The organism is Serratia proteamaculans (genome assembly GCF_004684015.1).
GTDB lineage: Bacteria > Pseudomonadota > Gammaproteobacteria > Enterobacterales > Enterobacteriaceae > Serratia > Serratia proteamaculans_F.
The window spans coordinates 309,813-323,005 of the sequence record NZ_SRIA01000021.1; the positions used below are offsets into that span (position 1 = coordinate 309,813).

The following is a 13,193-nucleotide window of genomic DNA, read 5'->3' on the forward strand; positions in this document are numbered from 1 at the left end:
CAATTATCGAGAAACAACATCACTTCTTGAGGGAAGGCAATTCACCATCCAGAGGGCAGATAGCCGAACAGCGACGCAATGGCATACACCGCGCTGCCCAGATACAACAGCACAATGCAGACCTGTAACAGCGGGTGAGTGATCCAGCTGCACTGCCAGCGTGGCGTCTGGTCACCATGCTTGCGCGCCCCGCGCAGGATCAGCATCGGCATAATCGACAAGATCACCCCGCTGAATACCCCGGCGAAATACAGTGCGTTAACGAATGACACCAGCCCGCTGTAAGCCAGCACGAAGGGGGGCAACACCACCAGCATCAACACGCCGAAACGGCGCAGCGGCTGTTCGTCATTACCCAGTCTGAACTGGTCGAAAATATTGGTCAGGAAGCTGCCGCCCAATCCCCAGTAAGAGGTCAGCATCGCGCACAGGGCAAAGATGTTGGCGGAGAAGAAGGCCCATTGCCCCAACGCCTGGCCCCAGGAAATGGTCGCCACGTCAGAAATACCATCCAATCCACTGAGGGCAATGACCGACATCGGTACCGCCGCCAACAGCACAAAGGTCACGGCCATACCGACCATAATCGCCTTGGGCAGCTGCTCCGGTTTATCCGAGAAGCCGCGCGCCATTTCCGGCACGATATATTGCGCCGAGAAGCAGAACACCACCACGTTGAATACCGGCACCATAAAGCGCCAGTCACCGTCCAGCAGGTTACGCATCTGGCTGGTATCTTTAAGCAGTGTGGCTGCCACCAATGCGGTCAGCATCACTACCATGCCGATACTGATAAACTTTTCGCCGCGGCCAATCGCCTTCAGCCCCAGGTACAACACCCCCGCCGCCGGCACGAAAAACAGCAGACTGCCGATCGCCGGTGAGATACCAAACAGGGATTGCAGCAGTTTGCCGCTACCGGTCATATAGGCGGTCAGCGCCCCGACGCTGTTAACGCAAACCGAGGCAAACATCAGCCAGGCACCGATACCGCCGACATAACGTTTTGCCAGGCCACTTAATTGCAGGTGCGCACGGGTACGCAGAGTGGATTCGGCAACATACAGCATGGTGATGGTGGTCAGACTGCCGACCAGTACCAGCCAGAACAACAGCGGTAAAAAACCCGCCTTACTGGAGGCGTAAGCGATGGACAGCACGCCGGCACCAATGTTGGTGCCGACAATCATCGCCACCCCTTCGAGAAAACTCAGTGATTTGGCGGGTGCAGGTGCTCGCACCCCGGCGGCAAGCGCCGGAGAAATAGAGGTATTTTCAGCAGACATACGGCATCCTTTGTTTCCCGGCGGCTCAGGCCACCGGGATCGGTTAATTTCCCGGTGGTTAACAGCTCACATCGATACACAGGTATTTCAACTCCAGATATTCTTCAATCCCGTAACGCGATCCTTCACGTCCGAGTCCTGACTGTTTTACGCCGCCAAACGGCGCGACTTCGTTGGAAATCAGTCCGGTGTTGATGCCGACCATGCCGTACTCCAGCGCTTCCGGCACCCGCCACTGGCGCGAGGCGTTCTGCGTGAACAGATAGGCAGCCAGGCCGAATTCGGTATCGTTGGCCATGGCGATGGCTTCTGCCTCATCATGGAAACGGAACAACGGAGCCACCGGGCCAAAGGTTTCTTCTTTGGCGAAGCGCATTTTTTGCGTCACGCCGGTCACGACCGTTGGCTGGAAGAAGGTACGCCCCAGTGCGTGTGGCTGACCGCCAATAGCAATCTGCGCCCCTTTGATCAACGCATCGTCGATATGACTCTGCACTTTTTCCACCGCATCCTGGTCGATCAGCGGCCCCTGAGTGGTGCCCTCCTGGCTGCCGTCGCCGACCTTCAGTTGCTCGACCGCCGCCACCAGTTTGTCCACCAGACGGTCATAGATGCCGTCCTGCACGTAGATACGATTGGCGCAGACGCAGGTTTGGCCGCTGTTGCGGAATTTGGAGGCCATAATGCCTGCTACCGCCGCGTCCAGGTTGGCGTCGTCGAAGACGATCACCGGCGCATTGCCGCCCAGTTCCAGCGACAGTTTTTTGATGGTTGGCGCGCACTGCGCCATCAGAATGCGGCCGACCTCGGTCGAACCGGTAAAGCTCAACTTGCGCACCACCGGGCTGTCGCACAGCACCTTGCCCACCTGAGCGGCATCACCGGTGACAATCTGCAATACGCCCGCCGGAATGCCGGCATCCTGCGCCAGCTTGCCTAACGCCAGCGCGGTCAGCGGCGTTTGTTCGGCCGGTTTAACGATAATCGCGCAGCCAGCCGCCAGCGCCGGTGCTACCTTGCGGGTAATCATCGCCGCCGGGAAGTTCCACGGTGTAATGGCCGCACAAACGCCAATGGGTTGCTTGACCACCACCAGACGCTGTGAGGCCAGTGGCGCCTGCAATACCGCACCGTCGACCCGTTTGGCTTCTTCGGCAAACCAGGTGATAAACGAAGCGGCATAGGCCACTTCACCTCGCGCTTCCGCCAATGACTTGCCCTGTTCAGCGGTCATCAGCTGCGCCAAATCTTCCTGCGCCACCATTATCTTATCGGCCCAGGCCAACAGCAGTGTGGAACGTTGTTTGGCGGTCAGCTGCTTCCAGCCTTGCTGCGCCACCTGCGCCGCGTTAATCGCCTGTTGGGTTTCTTCGCCGCTGGCCAGCGGAATGCTGGCCAATTCGACGCCGGTCGCCGGGTTGATCACCGCTTCACGTTTGCCGCTCAGCGCATCACACCACTCACCGTTAATCAGACACTGGCTACGCAGCAGCTCGGGATTATTCAATTTCATTGCCACGCACTCCTTATTGGGCCAGCGCGCGGGAAAGAATGCCCAGCGCCTTGGTGAACTGGTCTTCAGGGATGGTCAGCGGATACAGGAAGCGGATCACGTTACCGTTCACGCCGCAGCTCAGCAGCAGCAGGCCTTCTGCCAGCGCTTTCTGCTGCACCTGACGGGTAATCTCCGCCGAAGGCTTGCCGGTGGTCGGATCGTTGAACTCCACGGCTACCATCGAACCCTGCGCGCGGATATCTACGATCGCCGGGCTGGTCTGGCGCGCCTGCTGCAACACTTCCACCAGATGCTGGCCCAGGCGCTGCGAACGCTGGCATAGCTGCTCTTCTTCAATCACGTCCAACACCGCCAACGCGGCCGCCACCGCCAGTGGGTTACCGGCATAGGTACCGCCCAGTCCACCCGGTGCCGGGGCATCCATCACCTCGCTACGCCCTGCCACCGCCGACAGCGGCATACCACCCGCCAGGCTTTTCGCCATGGTGATCAGATCGGGTTTCACACTGTAATGATCCATGGCGAACAGCTTGCCGGTACGGGCAAAACCGGTCTGCACTTCATCGGCAATCAGCAAAATGCCGTGCTCGTCACACAGTGTGCGCAGCGCTTGCATAAACTCGGCCGGTGCGATGTTGAAACCGCCCTCGCCCTGCACCGGTTCCAGCACGATGGCCGCAACCTGCTTGGGATCGATATCCGCTTTAAAAATGCGTTCCAGGCTGTTCATTGCGTCTTCGGTGGTCACGCCGTACAACTCATTTGGGTACTGGCCGTGGAACACCGAGCCGGGGAATGGCCCAAAGCCCAGTTTGTAAGGCGCCACTTTGCCGGTCAGCGCCATGGTCATGTAGGTACGGCCATGGAAGCCGCCGCCAAAGGTGATAAGCCCTGGACGACCGGTATGAGCACGGGCAATCTTGACCGCGTTCTCTACCGCTTCGGCACCGGTGGTGAAGAAGGCGGTTTTACATGGGCCTTCGATCGGCGCACGCTGATTAATGCGTTCCGCCAGTGTGACGTAGCTTTCGTAAGGAACAATTTGGTAAGCGGTGTGGGTGAAGGCCTTCAGTTGCTTTTCAATCGCGGCGATCACTTTCGGGTGACGGTGGCCGGTATTCAATACGGCAATACCGGAGGCGAAATCGATGACTTCATTGCCTTCGACATCCCACAGCGTGGCGTTCTCTGCACGCTCGGCGTAAAAACCGCACATTACACCCACCCCACGTGGGGTAGCATCCTGACGACGTTGGTTCAATTCTGCGTTTTTCATGTTGTTCTCTCCGGTCGGTGCCATCTGTACGTTTCGTTCACATTTGTGAAACAATGACGTTTATTTACACAGGATGTGGCCCTATAATCGAGAGCCAGTTCCGATTAATTAAGGGATCCAATTGCGCTCACTGAGTGGCGACCTGTTATTGCAACGTCTCGGCGAACAGCCGGAGGATAAGCTGCATAAGCGGCTCTATAATGCGATCCGCACCAGCATTCTGGACGGTAGCCTGCCGCCCTCCAGCCGCCTGCCCGCCTCACGCGATTTAGCGCAGGAGCTTAGCCTTTCACGTAACACCGTTTTAACCGTTTACGAACAATTGTTGGCAGAAGGATATGTTTTGGCACGCGCCGGAAGTGGCACATTCGTCGCCGAAACCGTGCCGGACAGTTGTTTATCCACTGCCAGCGCCCCTGCCGGCAGTGACGGGGAACAACGGCGTATTGAGCTGTCGGCGCGGGGCGCTGCTTTGTTGCATCACGCCAGCGCCAGCCCGAAACAATGGGGGGCGTTTATCCCCGGCGTACCCGACGTTAATGCTTTCCCTCATCAGTTATTCAGCAAGATCCAGGCACGTATCAGCCGCCGCCCGGCCCCGCAGAAACTGACCTACAGCAACCAGGGTGGCAGCCCGGAATTGCAACATGCGCTGGTGGATTATCTGCGCGTGGCGCGTTCGGTACGCTGTTCACCGGAGCAAATTCTGATTACTGAGGGCATCCATCAGGCAATAGATCTGGTGACGCGGCTGCTGTGCAATCCAGGCGACGACGCGTGGATAGAAGAGCCGGGCTATTGGGGGATCCGCAATATCCTGCGAATGAACGACGTGAATATCTGCCCGCTGGAGGTGGATGAGGCCGGCATGGTACCGCCGGAGCAACCCACCGCTGCACCACGGTTGATATTTGTCACTCCGTCGCACCAATACCCACTGGGATCGGTAATGAGCCTGGCGCGACGACAACGCCTGCTGGCACTGGCACGTAACGGCGGCAGTTGGATCGTTGAGGATGACTACGACAGTGAATTCCGCTTTTCCGGCCAGCCGATCCCGGCATTGCAAGGGCTGGAAGCCGACGCGCCGGTGATCTATATCGGCACCTTCAGTAAAACCCTGTATCCGGCGCTGCGGCTGGGTTACGTGGTGTTGCCAAAGCCGCTGGTCGCGGCGTTGAAAACCGCCCATGCCGAGCTGTACCGCGGTGGTCATCTGCTGATCCAGACCGCATTGGCGCAGTTTATTCAGGAAGGTCACTACACTGCACATATTCGTCGCATGCGGCTGCTGTATGCCCGCCGCCGGGCATTTCTGACCGCATTGATCGAACAGCATCTGGGCAAGCAGGCGTTGAGCGAGTTCAACAACAACGCCGGCCTGCACCTGATCCTTAACCTGCCGGACGAGGCGGACGACGTGGCGATCGCCGCCGCCGCCAACCAACGCGGCGTGCTGGTGCGGCCGCTGTCGCGCTACTACATGTTGCCTAACCATCGCCGCGGCCTGCTGATGGGGTTTGCCTGCGTGCCGGAAGAACAAATGGCCGCTGCTTTTACCCTGCTGTTGGAATGCATCCGTCCCTGAACGCGGTCTTCCATCAAAGGCTCTGCAATTGCCACCCTTCCTTCTGCCATTGTAAGCGGTGAGTCAATTTCAGCGCCTGCAAAAACGCCTCATCATGGGAGACCACCAGCATCGCGCCGGGAAAACTGGCCAGTGCGGCCTCAATCGCCAGTGACGATGCCAGATCCAGGTGGTTGGTCGGTTCATCCAGCAACAACAACTGCGCCGGCTCCTGCCGCCACAACATGCAGGCCAGCGCCGCTTTCAGCCGCTCACCGCCACTGAGCGCCGCCAGGGGCAACAATACGCGCTCGGCGTTTAGCTGCAACTGTGCCAACTGGCTGCGCATCCTGCCCTCATTGAGTGGCGAATCTTGCAGGCCAAGATGCTCAACCACCGAAAGCGACAGATCGAGCTGCGAAAGGTTTTGATCGAGATAAGCCGTCGGTAGCGAGCAATGGCAACGACCGGCTTTGGCGGCCAACTGCCCCAGGATCACCTTCAGCAAGGTCGTTTTACCGCAGCCGTTCGGACCGGTTAACGCCACGCGCATCGGGCCATCGATGCGTAAATCCAGCGGCGGCATAGTGATAAAGGGCAGTTGCAGTTGTTCCAGCACCAGTACCTGTTTACCCGCCGCCACCGCGCTGCCCGGCAGGGTCAGCATCACCGGGCTGTCTTCCTCCACCCGCTGCCAGGCTTCATGCACTGCGGCATCGAGGGAGCCTTTCTGCTCCTGGTGCTGCTTGCGCAGCGTACCCAGGCTCTCTTTGGCCGCCGCCTTGTAGGCCACCCGCTCAAAAGAGGCGATGTTCAGCGTATCGACGGTTTTCAGCGTCTGTGCGGAACGCCGCTGGCTGATGTCATGCTCTTTCTGCTGCCGGGCGCGGGTACGCCGACGTTCCTGACGCGCATGTTCCAGCCCGGCACGCGCAGCCTGCTGCTCCAGGTCACGCTGGCGGCGATAATCCTGGTAGTTACCGCCGTAGCTGTGCAATGCAGCAGGGGTCAGTTCGACAATACGCTGCATGCGCGCCAGCAGTTGCCGATCGTGGCTGGCAACCAGCAAACTACCACGCCAGCTTTCCAACTGCTGATACAGCCAGTCGCGAGCGCGGGTATCAAGGTGGTTGGTCGGTTCGTCCAGTAGCAAGAAGTCCGCCCCACCGAGCATCGCCCCGCACAAGGCGGCACGCATCCGTTCACCACCGCTCAGATCGCTCGCTGGCCGCTTCGGATCAAATACCGGCAGCCCGGCAGCGCTAAAAGCCGCCTGCAGACGATCGCTGAGATCCCATTGCCCTTCCAGACGATCGATATCTTCCGCTTGCGGTCGCCCTTGCTCAAGACGGGCCAAAGCGGCAAAGATCTCACCGTAGCCGAGCAGCTGCGCCAGCGTGGTCTGCGGAACAATGTCCGGCTGCTGCGCCACGTAGGCCAGTGAAGCATGAGATTCAACATGGCCGCTACCCGGCAAATCCAGCCCGGCAATCAACCGTAGCAGACGCGTTTTGCCGACGCCGTTGCGCCCAACCAGGCCACAGTGTTGTTGATCGAAAGTCAGATCCAGCGGACCGAACAGCGTTTCGCCGTCAGCAAACTGGCAGGTCAGTTGATGTAAAACGAGATAAGGGGGCTGCGTAAAATGAGCCATAAGCACTCCTGAATGAGATCAAAACATCCCCACAAGGCACCGATGTGCGCAACGTGGGACAAGATATCAGCAGGCGTGTGTGTTCATTTTCGGTAATGGCTCCGCAGAGAGAAGGAATTTCAACGCGCAAATGCTAACCGATTTGCTGTTCACTATGCAAACAGCAAGAAAGATTCATGACATCTATCACATTCAGCGCAATGCAGATTCCCAACGGCAGTGACAACGGCTAGATTTATCTCATCCGACCACTTGGGTCGCACATAATAATAACGATGAAAGACGCGATGGAGACTGCAATGAGCAATTACCCACACCTGCTGGCGCCGCTGGATCTCGGCTTCACTACCCTGAAAAACCGGGTGCTGATGGGATCGATGCACACCGGCCTGGAAGAACTGCCCAATGGCCCCGAGCGAATGGCCGCTTTCTATGCCGAACGCGCGGCGGCCGGCGTGGCGCTGATCGTCACCGGCGGGATCGCCCCCAATGAAAAAGGCGTGGTGTATCGCGGCGGCTCTACCCTCAGCCACCCGCAGCAGGTCAGCCACCACCGCATCGTCACCGAGGCCGTTCATCAGGCCGGCGGCAAAATTGCGCTGCAGATCCTGCACGCGGGTCGCTATAGTTATCAGCCGCAGCCGGTCGCGCCCTCCGCGCTGCAGGCGCCGATCAACCCCTTCGCCCCCACAGCGCTGAGCGAGGATGAGATCATCCAGACCATCGCCGACTTCGCCCAGTGTGCGGCACTGGCGCAACAGGCCGGTTACGATGGCGTCGAGGTAATGGGCTCCGAAGGTTATCTGATCAACCAATTTCTGGTGTCGCGCACCAACCAGCGCGACGACCAGTGGGGCGGCAGTTTCAGCAACCGCATGCGTTTTGCCGTGGAGATCGTCCGGGCGGTGCGGCAGGCGGTCGGTAGCGATTTCATTCTGATTTATCGCCTTTCGATGCTGGATCTGGTGGAAGACGGTTCCAGCTGGCAAGAGATTGAACAGTTGGCGCTGGCGGTTGAGCAGGCGGGTGCGACCATCATCAACACCGGTATTGGCTGGCATGAGGCGCGTATTCCGACCATCGCCACCATGGTGCCACGCGCCGGTTTCAGTTGGGTAACCCGTAAGCTGATGGGCAAAGTGCGTATTCCGCTGATCACCACCAACCGTATTAACGATCCGGCCGTTGCAGAGCAGGTGCTGGCAGACGGCTGCGCCGACATGGTTTCGATGGCCCGTCCGTTCCTGGCCGACGCCGCCTTTGTGCAAAAGGCCGCCGAAGGCCGCGCCGACGAGATAAATACCTGCATCGGCTGTAACCAGGCCTGCCTTGATCAGATTTTTGAGGGCAAACTCACCTCCTGCCTGGTTAACCCACGCGCCTGCCGCGAAACTGAAATGCCACTGGTTGCGGCAGAAAAACCGAAGAAACTGGCGGTGATCGGCGCCGGGCCAGCCGGGTTGGCCTTTGCCACCACCGCCGCCAGCCGTGGCCACCGGGTGACGCTGTTTGACGCTGCCGATCAGATTGGCGGCCAGTTCAATATTGCCAAACAGATCCCCGGCAAAGAGGAATTCCATGAAACCCTGCGCTACTTCCGCCGCCAACTGGCGCTGCTGGAGGTCACGCTAAAACTGGGCTGTTGGGTGAAGGCAGCCGATTTGGCGGAGTTTGACGAAGTGATCCTCGCCTGCGGCATAGTGCCGCGTACCCCGGAGATCCCCGGTATCGATAACGCCAGAGTCTTGACCTATCTCGACGTGTTACGCGACAAAAAACCGGTCGGCCAGCGGGTGGCGATTATCGGTGCCGGCGGCATTGGCTTCGATACCGCCGAGTACCTCAGCCAGCACGGCGTGTCGAGCAGTCTGGATCAGGCCGAGTTTAACCGTGAATGGGGCATCGACAGCCAGCTTAACCATCGCGGCGGTCTGGCCGCCGAAGGACCTGTAGCTACGCACGCGGCCCGGCAGATTTATTTGCTGCAACGCAAGACCAGCAAGGTGGGCGAAGGTCTGGGGAAAACCACCGGTTGGATCCACCGCACCAGTCTGGCGATGCGCGGCGTAAAAATGCTCAACAGCGTGAGTTATCAACGCATTGATGATGAAGGCCTGCATATTTCACGAGCCGAACAGGAAAGTTGTTTGCCGGTAGACACGGTGATTATCTGCGCCGGGCAGGAACCCCGCCGCGAGCTGCAACAACCGCTGCTGGAGATGGGTAAAACGGTGCATTTGATTGGCGGTGCGGACGTCGCCGCCGAACTGGATGCCCGCCGCGCTATCGATCAGGGCACGCGGCTGGCGATGGCGTTGTAATCACCATCAGGGGCGCATTCTCTGCGCCCCTTGGCCAATCAGTAACGTGCGCCGGATTTCACCGCTTTGAGGATCACGAACTTCTTGTTGGATGCGATCAGGGTGCAGTTGCCGAACAAACGTTTCAGCTTCTGGTGGTAATCCAGATGGCGGTTGCCGACGATACGCAATTCGCCACCCACCTGCAGGCAACGCTTGGCGTCACAGAACATCTGCCAGGCGGTGTGATCGGTAATGGCATGCTGCTGGTGGAACGGTGGGTTACACAGCACCGCCTGCACGCTTTCACGCTCAATCCCCGCCAGCGAATTGTTCACTTCAAACTGGCAACGATCCATATCCTGCGGCAGGTTGTGTTCCACATTCAGTTCGCTGGAAGCCACCGCCATATAGGACTCATCAACAAAGCTCACCTGCGCCTGCGGGTTCTGCATCAATGCGGCCATGCCGATGATACCGTTACCGCAACCCAGATCGATGATGTGGCCTTCAATGTCATGCGGCAGGTGATCCAGGAACAGGCGCGCGCCAATATCCAGGTTGCTGCGTGAGAACACGTTGGCATGGTTGTGGATCACCCAATCGGTGCCGTCCAGCACCCAGTTGGTGGTTACCGCCGCGGCCGGTGGCACGATGTCTGCAACTTCACAGTGGATCAACCGCGCTTTCTTCCATGCCAGGCTGGTGCGAGTAGGGCCGAGCACCTTTTCAAACAGCTGCATGGTTGAGGTATGCACGTCACGCGCTTTGGCTCCGGCGATGATCACCGTGTCTGGCGCCACGACATCGCGCAGCGCACGCAGTTGCTGTTCCAGCAGTGCCAGCGCTTTAGGAATACGGATCAGCACCACCGCCGGTGACGCCGGCAGTTCGGCCAGGGTGTCCAGCAGCGTTACCTGCTCCGGATCCAATTCATTGAGTTTCAGATTATGGCGCGTGGCCAACTGACTCATGTAGGAATCGCTGATGCTGTAAGGCTGATGACCGTGCAGTGCGCAGGCCAGGGTGCCGAAGTTGTCGTTGAAAATCAGCACCGGACGATCGCCCATGTTTACATTTTCAAGCTGTTGCAGCAGATATTCGTCCGCCGCTTCCCACGCCTGTAGTTGGGTGGATTCTTCCTGTTGGGGATAACGTTCCAGCTCAAGTTGCTGTGTTCCCAGATCGAGTTGGCTCATTGCCCCTCCTGACTGATAAAATTTGGGCTGTTTATCCCCTAAAAACGTCCGGCAGTAAAATGTTTTTTCGGATAAATTGCGCATTCACTCGCATAGCGGAAAGCCAAACCCGCTTTTCGCCGCTGATAGCTATAGCATTCCTTCCGCTTAATCTGTATTGAGCAATTTTCAATCCGACACAATGTAACTTTAAATGTTACACTCATTGACCCAATGGAATGGGGAAGGAAATGATTTCGTCTTTCCGAGACAAATATTTGGCGCAATTCTATCAGGAGGGTCGACACGATCGTTTGATTCCTTCGACCATTGAACGCCAACTAGCCAGAAAACTCGATATGCTGGCCGCCGCTGAAAAAGAGTGTGATTTACATAATCCGACCAGCAATTACTACAAACGCCTGTCCGGCACCTTTCAAGGTTGGTCCAGTATGCGGGTTAATATTCAATGGCGCTTAATGTTCCGCTGGCGCAATGATGCCGCCGAGCAGATTTACCTGGACCCACATCAAGATACCTAGGCAACGGAGAATATATGTTAGAGACCACAAGCCGAAAACCCACTACGGTGGGGGAAGTGCTGCAAGAAGAGTACTTAACACCGCTGGGTATCGGCCAGGAGGATCTGGCCAAGGTCTTGGGCGTCACTCGCGCTACGGTAAACCGCTTATGCAATGGGCATCGCCGTCTCAGCGTTGCGGAGGCCAACCTGTTTGCCGATCTTTTTGAAACCACGGCAGACTTTTGGCTAAACCTGCAGGCGGCCCACGATCGCTGGGAAGCCCGACAGGCGAATATACAGCGCGAGCGACTGCGCCCGATTATGGAAATACTGGGGCGTAATATTACTCATGCGTGAAATCGAACTGACTTACCTGCAGGGTTACTCTGAACATCTGCAAAGCCAGGTGCAGCAGTTGATCGACCAGCAACGCCTGGGTGAGGTGTTGTTGCAGCGTTATCCGCAGGTACATGACTGCACCACCGACAAGTCGCTTTATCAGTTTACCGTCGATCTGAAAAACCAGTACCTGCGCAACGCCCAGCCGCTGAGCAAGGTGGCCTACGACGGTAAAATCCAGGTGATGAAACATGCGCTTGGCATGCACACCGCTATTTCCCGCGTGCAGGGCGGCAAGCTGAAGGCCAAGGCGGAAATCCGCGTGGCGACGGTATTCAAGCTGGCACCGGAGCCGTTTCTGCGCATGATTGTGGTGCATGAGTTGGCGCACCTGAAAGAAAAAGACCATAACAAAGCCTTCTACAGCCTGTGCTGCCATATGGAACCCAACTACCATCAACTGGAGTTCGACACCCGGTTGTATCTGACTCACCTGTCGGTGTTTGGCAATCTGTATACCTGACGAGTGCCTGTGATACTCTGATTTCTAACGTCTGGGAACCGGAGAACTCTATGATTCGCTTTGCCGTTGTTGGTACCAACTGGATTACGGAACGCTTTATCGACGCCGCACACGAGAGCGGCAAACTAAAGCTGACCGCCGTCTATTCGCGCAAGCTGGAACAGGCGCAGGCATTTGGTGCCAACTACCCCGTCAGTCTGTTTTTCGATTCCCTTGAGGCGCTGGCCCAATCTGACGCTATCGACGCGGTTTACATCGCCAGCCCCAATAGCCTGCACTGCCAGCAAGCGTTGCTGTTCCTCAGCCATAAAAACCACGTGATTTGCGAAAAACCGCTGGTGTCCAACCTGCGCGAAGCCGAAAAACTGGTGGCCTGTGCGCGTGAGAATCAGGTGGTGCTGTTCGAAGCCTTTAAAAGCGCCCACCTGCCCAATTTCCTGACCTTGCAGCAGACGCTGCCGAAAATCGGCCGTTTGCGTAAAGCCTTTATCAACTACTGCCAATACTCTTCACGCTACCCACGCTATCTGGCCGGTGAAAATCCAAACACCTTCAATCCACAGTTTTCCAATGGTTCAATTATGGACATTGGTTATTACTGCCTGGCCAGTGCCGTGGCGCTGTTTGGCGAGCCAAAATCGGTGATCGCCAGCGCCAGCTTGCTGGATACCGGCGTTGATGCGCACGGCACCGCCTGCCTCAACTACGGCGACTTCGATGTGACCCTCTCCCACTCCAAGGTCAGCAACTCGGATATTCCGAGCGAGATCCAGGGCGAAGAAGGCACACTGGTGATTGAGAAAATTTCGGAGTGTCAGGGCGTAGTCCTGACGCCACGCGGTGGCCAACGTCAGGATCTGACCCAGCCCCAGCATATCAATACCATGCTGTACGAAGCGCAAGTCTTCGCCGAACTGGTGGAGAAACGGCAGGTGGAGCATCCGGGGCTGGAAAACTCGTTGATTATCGCCCGCCTGTTGACCGAAATCCGCCGCCAGACCGGCGTAGTGTTCCCTGCCGACGGAGAATGA

General features: G+C 57.8%; 11 protein-coding genes. 6 read left to right on the forward strand and 5 right to left on the reverse strand.

What is annotated here, in order from left to right:
* Positions 1–41: 41 nt before the first annotated feature.
* Genes E5C26_RS21615 through E5C26_RS21625 form a run of 3 tightly spaced genes read right to left on the reverse strand, consistent with a single transcriptional unit; the run spans position 42 to position 4,078 of the window.
* Positions 42–1,286 (reverse strand): aromatic amino acid transport family protein, encoded by a 1,245-nt coding sequence (locus tag E5C26_RS21615; RefSeq protein WP_135318128.1) that lies wholly within the window; start codon positions 1,284–1,286, stop codon positions 42–44.
* A 58-nt stretch (positions 1,287–1,344) separates the two neighbouring features.
* Entirely contained in the window at positions 1,345–2,799 is a 1,455-nt protein-coding gene (locus E5C26_RS21620; RefSeq protein ID WP_135318129.1) for an NAD-dependent succinate-semialdehyde dehydrogenase, read from the reverse strand.
* 13 nt (positions 2,800–2,812) lie between these two features.
* Positions 2,813–4,078 carry a 4-aminobutyrate--2-oxoglutarate transaminase gene (locus E5C26_RS21625; RefSeq protein ID WP_135318130.1) on the reverse strand — a complete coding sequence of 422 codons (1,266 nt, stop codon included), beginning with the start codon at positions 4,076–4,078 and terminating at the stop codon, positions 2,813–2,815.
* 121 nt (positions 4,079–4,199) lie between these two features.
* Between E5C26_RS21625 and pdxR the strand changes: the two genes are divergently transcribed.
* A complete protein-coding gene (gene pdxR / locus E5C26_RS21630) occupies positions 4,200–5,666 on the forward strand; it encodes a MocR-like pyridoxine biosynthesis transcription factor PdxR (protein WP_135318131.1) in 1,467 nt (488 codons plus the stop codon).
* A 13-nt stretch (positions 5,667–5,679) separates the two neighbouring features.
* On the opposite strand, the gene E5C26_RS21635 is transcribed toward pdxR, so the two are convergent.
* Positions 5,680–7,299 carry an ABC-F family ATP-binding cassette domain-containing protein gene (locus tag E5C26_RS21635; RefSeq protein WP_135318132.1) on the reverse strand — a complete coding sequence of 540 codons (1,620 nt, stop codon included), beginning with the start codon at positions 7,297–7,299 and terminating at the stop codon, positions 5,680–5,682.
* A 299-nt stretch (positions 7,300–7,598) separates the two neighbouring features.
* On the opposite strand from E5C26_RS21635, the gene E5C26_RS21640 reads away from it, so the two are divergent.
* Positions 7,599–9,620 carry an oxidoreductase gene (locus E5C26_RS21640; RefSeq protein WP_135318133.1) on the forward strand — a complete coding sequence of 674 codons (2,022 nt, stop codon included), beginning with the start codon at positions 7,599–7,601 and terminating at the stop codon, positions 9,618–9,620.
* Between the two features lie 38 nt (positions 9,621–9,658).
* Here E5C26_RS21640 and rlmG read toward each other — a convergent pair whose 3' ends face one another.
* On the reverse strand, positions 9,659–10,798 hold the full coding sequence (rlmG, locus tag E5C26_RS21645; protein WP_135318134.1) for a 23S rRNA (guanine(1835)-N(2))-methyltransferase RlmG: 1,140 nt from the start codon (positions 10,796–10,798) through the stop codon (positions 9,659–9,661).
* Positions 10,799–11,028: 230 nt separating this feature from the next.
* Between rlmG and E5C26_RS21650 the strand changes: the two genes are divergently transcribed.
* Genes E5C26_RS21650 through E5C26_RS21665 form a run of 4 tightly spaced genes read left to right on the forward strand, consistent with a single transcriptional unit; the run spans position 11,029 to position 13,193 of the window.
* On the forward strand, positions 11,029–11,319 hold the full coding sequence (locus tag E5C26_RS21650; protein ID WP_135318135.1) for a type II toxin-antitoxin system RelE/ParE family toxin: 291 nt from the start codon (positions 11,029–11,031) through the stop codon (positions 11,317–11,319).
* Positions 11,320–11,333: 14 nt separating this feature from the next.
* Positions 11,334–11,657, forward strand: coding sequence for a HigA family addiction module antitoxin (locus E5C26_RS21655; RefSeq protein ID WP_135318136.1), 324 nt, complete (start codon positions 11,334–11,336; stop codon positions 11,655–11,657).
* Positions 11,650–12,162 (forward strand): M48 metallopeptidase family protein, encoded by a 513-nt coding sequence (locus tag E5C26_RS21660; RefSeq protein WP_012147012.1) that lies wholly within the window; start codon positions 11,650–11,652, stop codon positions 12,160–12,162. The genes E5C26_RS21655 and E5C26_RS21660 overlap by 8 nt, the downstream gene beginning before the upstream one ends.
* A gap of 50 nt (positions 12,163–12,212) precedes the next feature.
* Positions 12,213–13,193: a Gfo/Idh/MocA family protein gene (locus E5C26_RS21665; protein ID WP_135318137.1), complete on the forward strand. Its 981-nt coding sequence runs from the start codon at positions 12,213–12,215 to the stop codon at positions 13,191–13,193.

Coding starts and splice junctions, on each gene's coding strand:
- E5C26_RS21615 (WP_135318128.1), bottom strand. CDS start 1,286: ATGTCTGCTGAAAATACCTCTATTTCTCCGGCGCTTGCCGCCGGGGTG.
- E5C26_RS21620 (WP_135318129.1), bottom strand. CDS start 2,799: ATGAAATTGAATAATCCCGAGCTGCTGCGTAGCCAGTGTCTGATTAAC.
- E5C26_RS21625 (WP_135318130.1), bottom strand. CDS start 4,078: ATGAAAAACGCAGAATTGAACCAACGTCGTCAGGATGCTACCCCACGT.
- E5C26_RS21635 (WP_135318132.1), bottom strand. CDS start 7,299: ATGGCTCATTTTACGCAGCCCCCTTATCTCGTTTTACATCAACTGACC.
- E5C26_RS21640 (WP_135318133.1), top strand. CDS start 7,599: ATGAGCAATTACCCACACCTGCTGGCGCCGCTGGATCTCGGCTTCACT.
- rlmG (WP_135318134.1), bottom strand. CDS start 10,798: ATGAGCCAACTCGATCTGGGAACACAGCAACTTGAGCTGGAACGTTAT.
- E5C26_RS21650 (WP_135318135.1), top strand. CDS start 11,029: ATGATTTCGTCTTTCCGAGACAAATATTTGGCGCAATTCTATCAGGAG.
- E5C26_RS21655 (WP_135318136.1), top strand. CDS start 11,334: ATGTTAGAGACCACAAGCCGAAAACCCACTACGGTGGGGGAAGTGCTG.
- E5C26_RS21660 (WP_012147012.1), top strand. CDS start 11,650: ATGCGTGAAATCGAACTGACTTACCTGCAGGGTTACTCTGAACATCTG.
- E5C26_RS21665 (WP_135318137.1), top strand. CDS start 12,213: ATGATTCGCTTTGCCGTTGTTGGTACCAACTGGATTACGGAACGCTTT.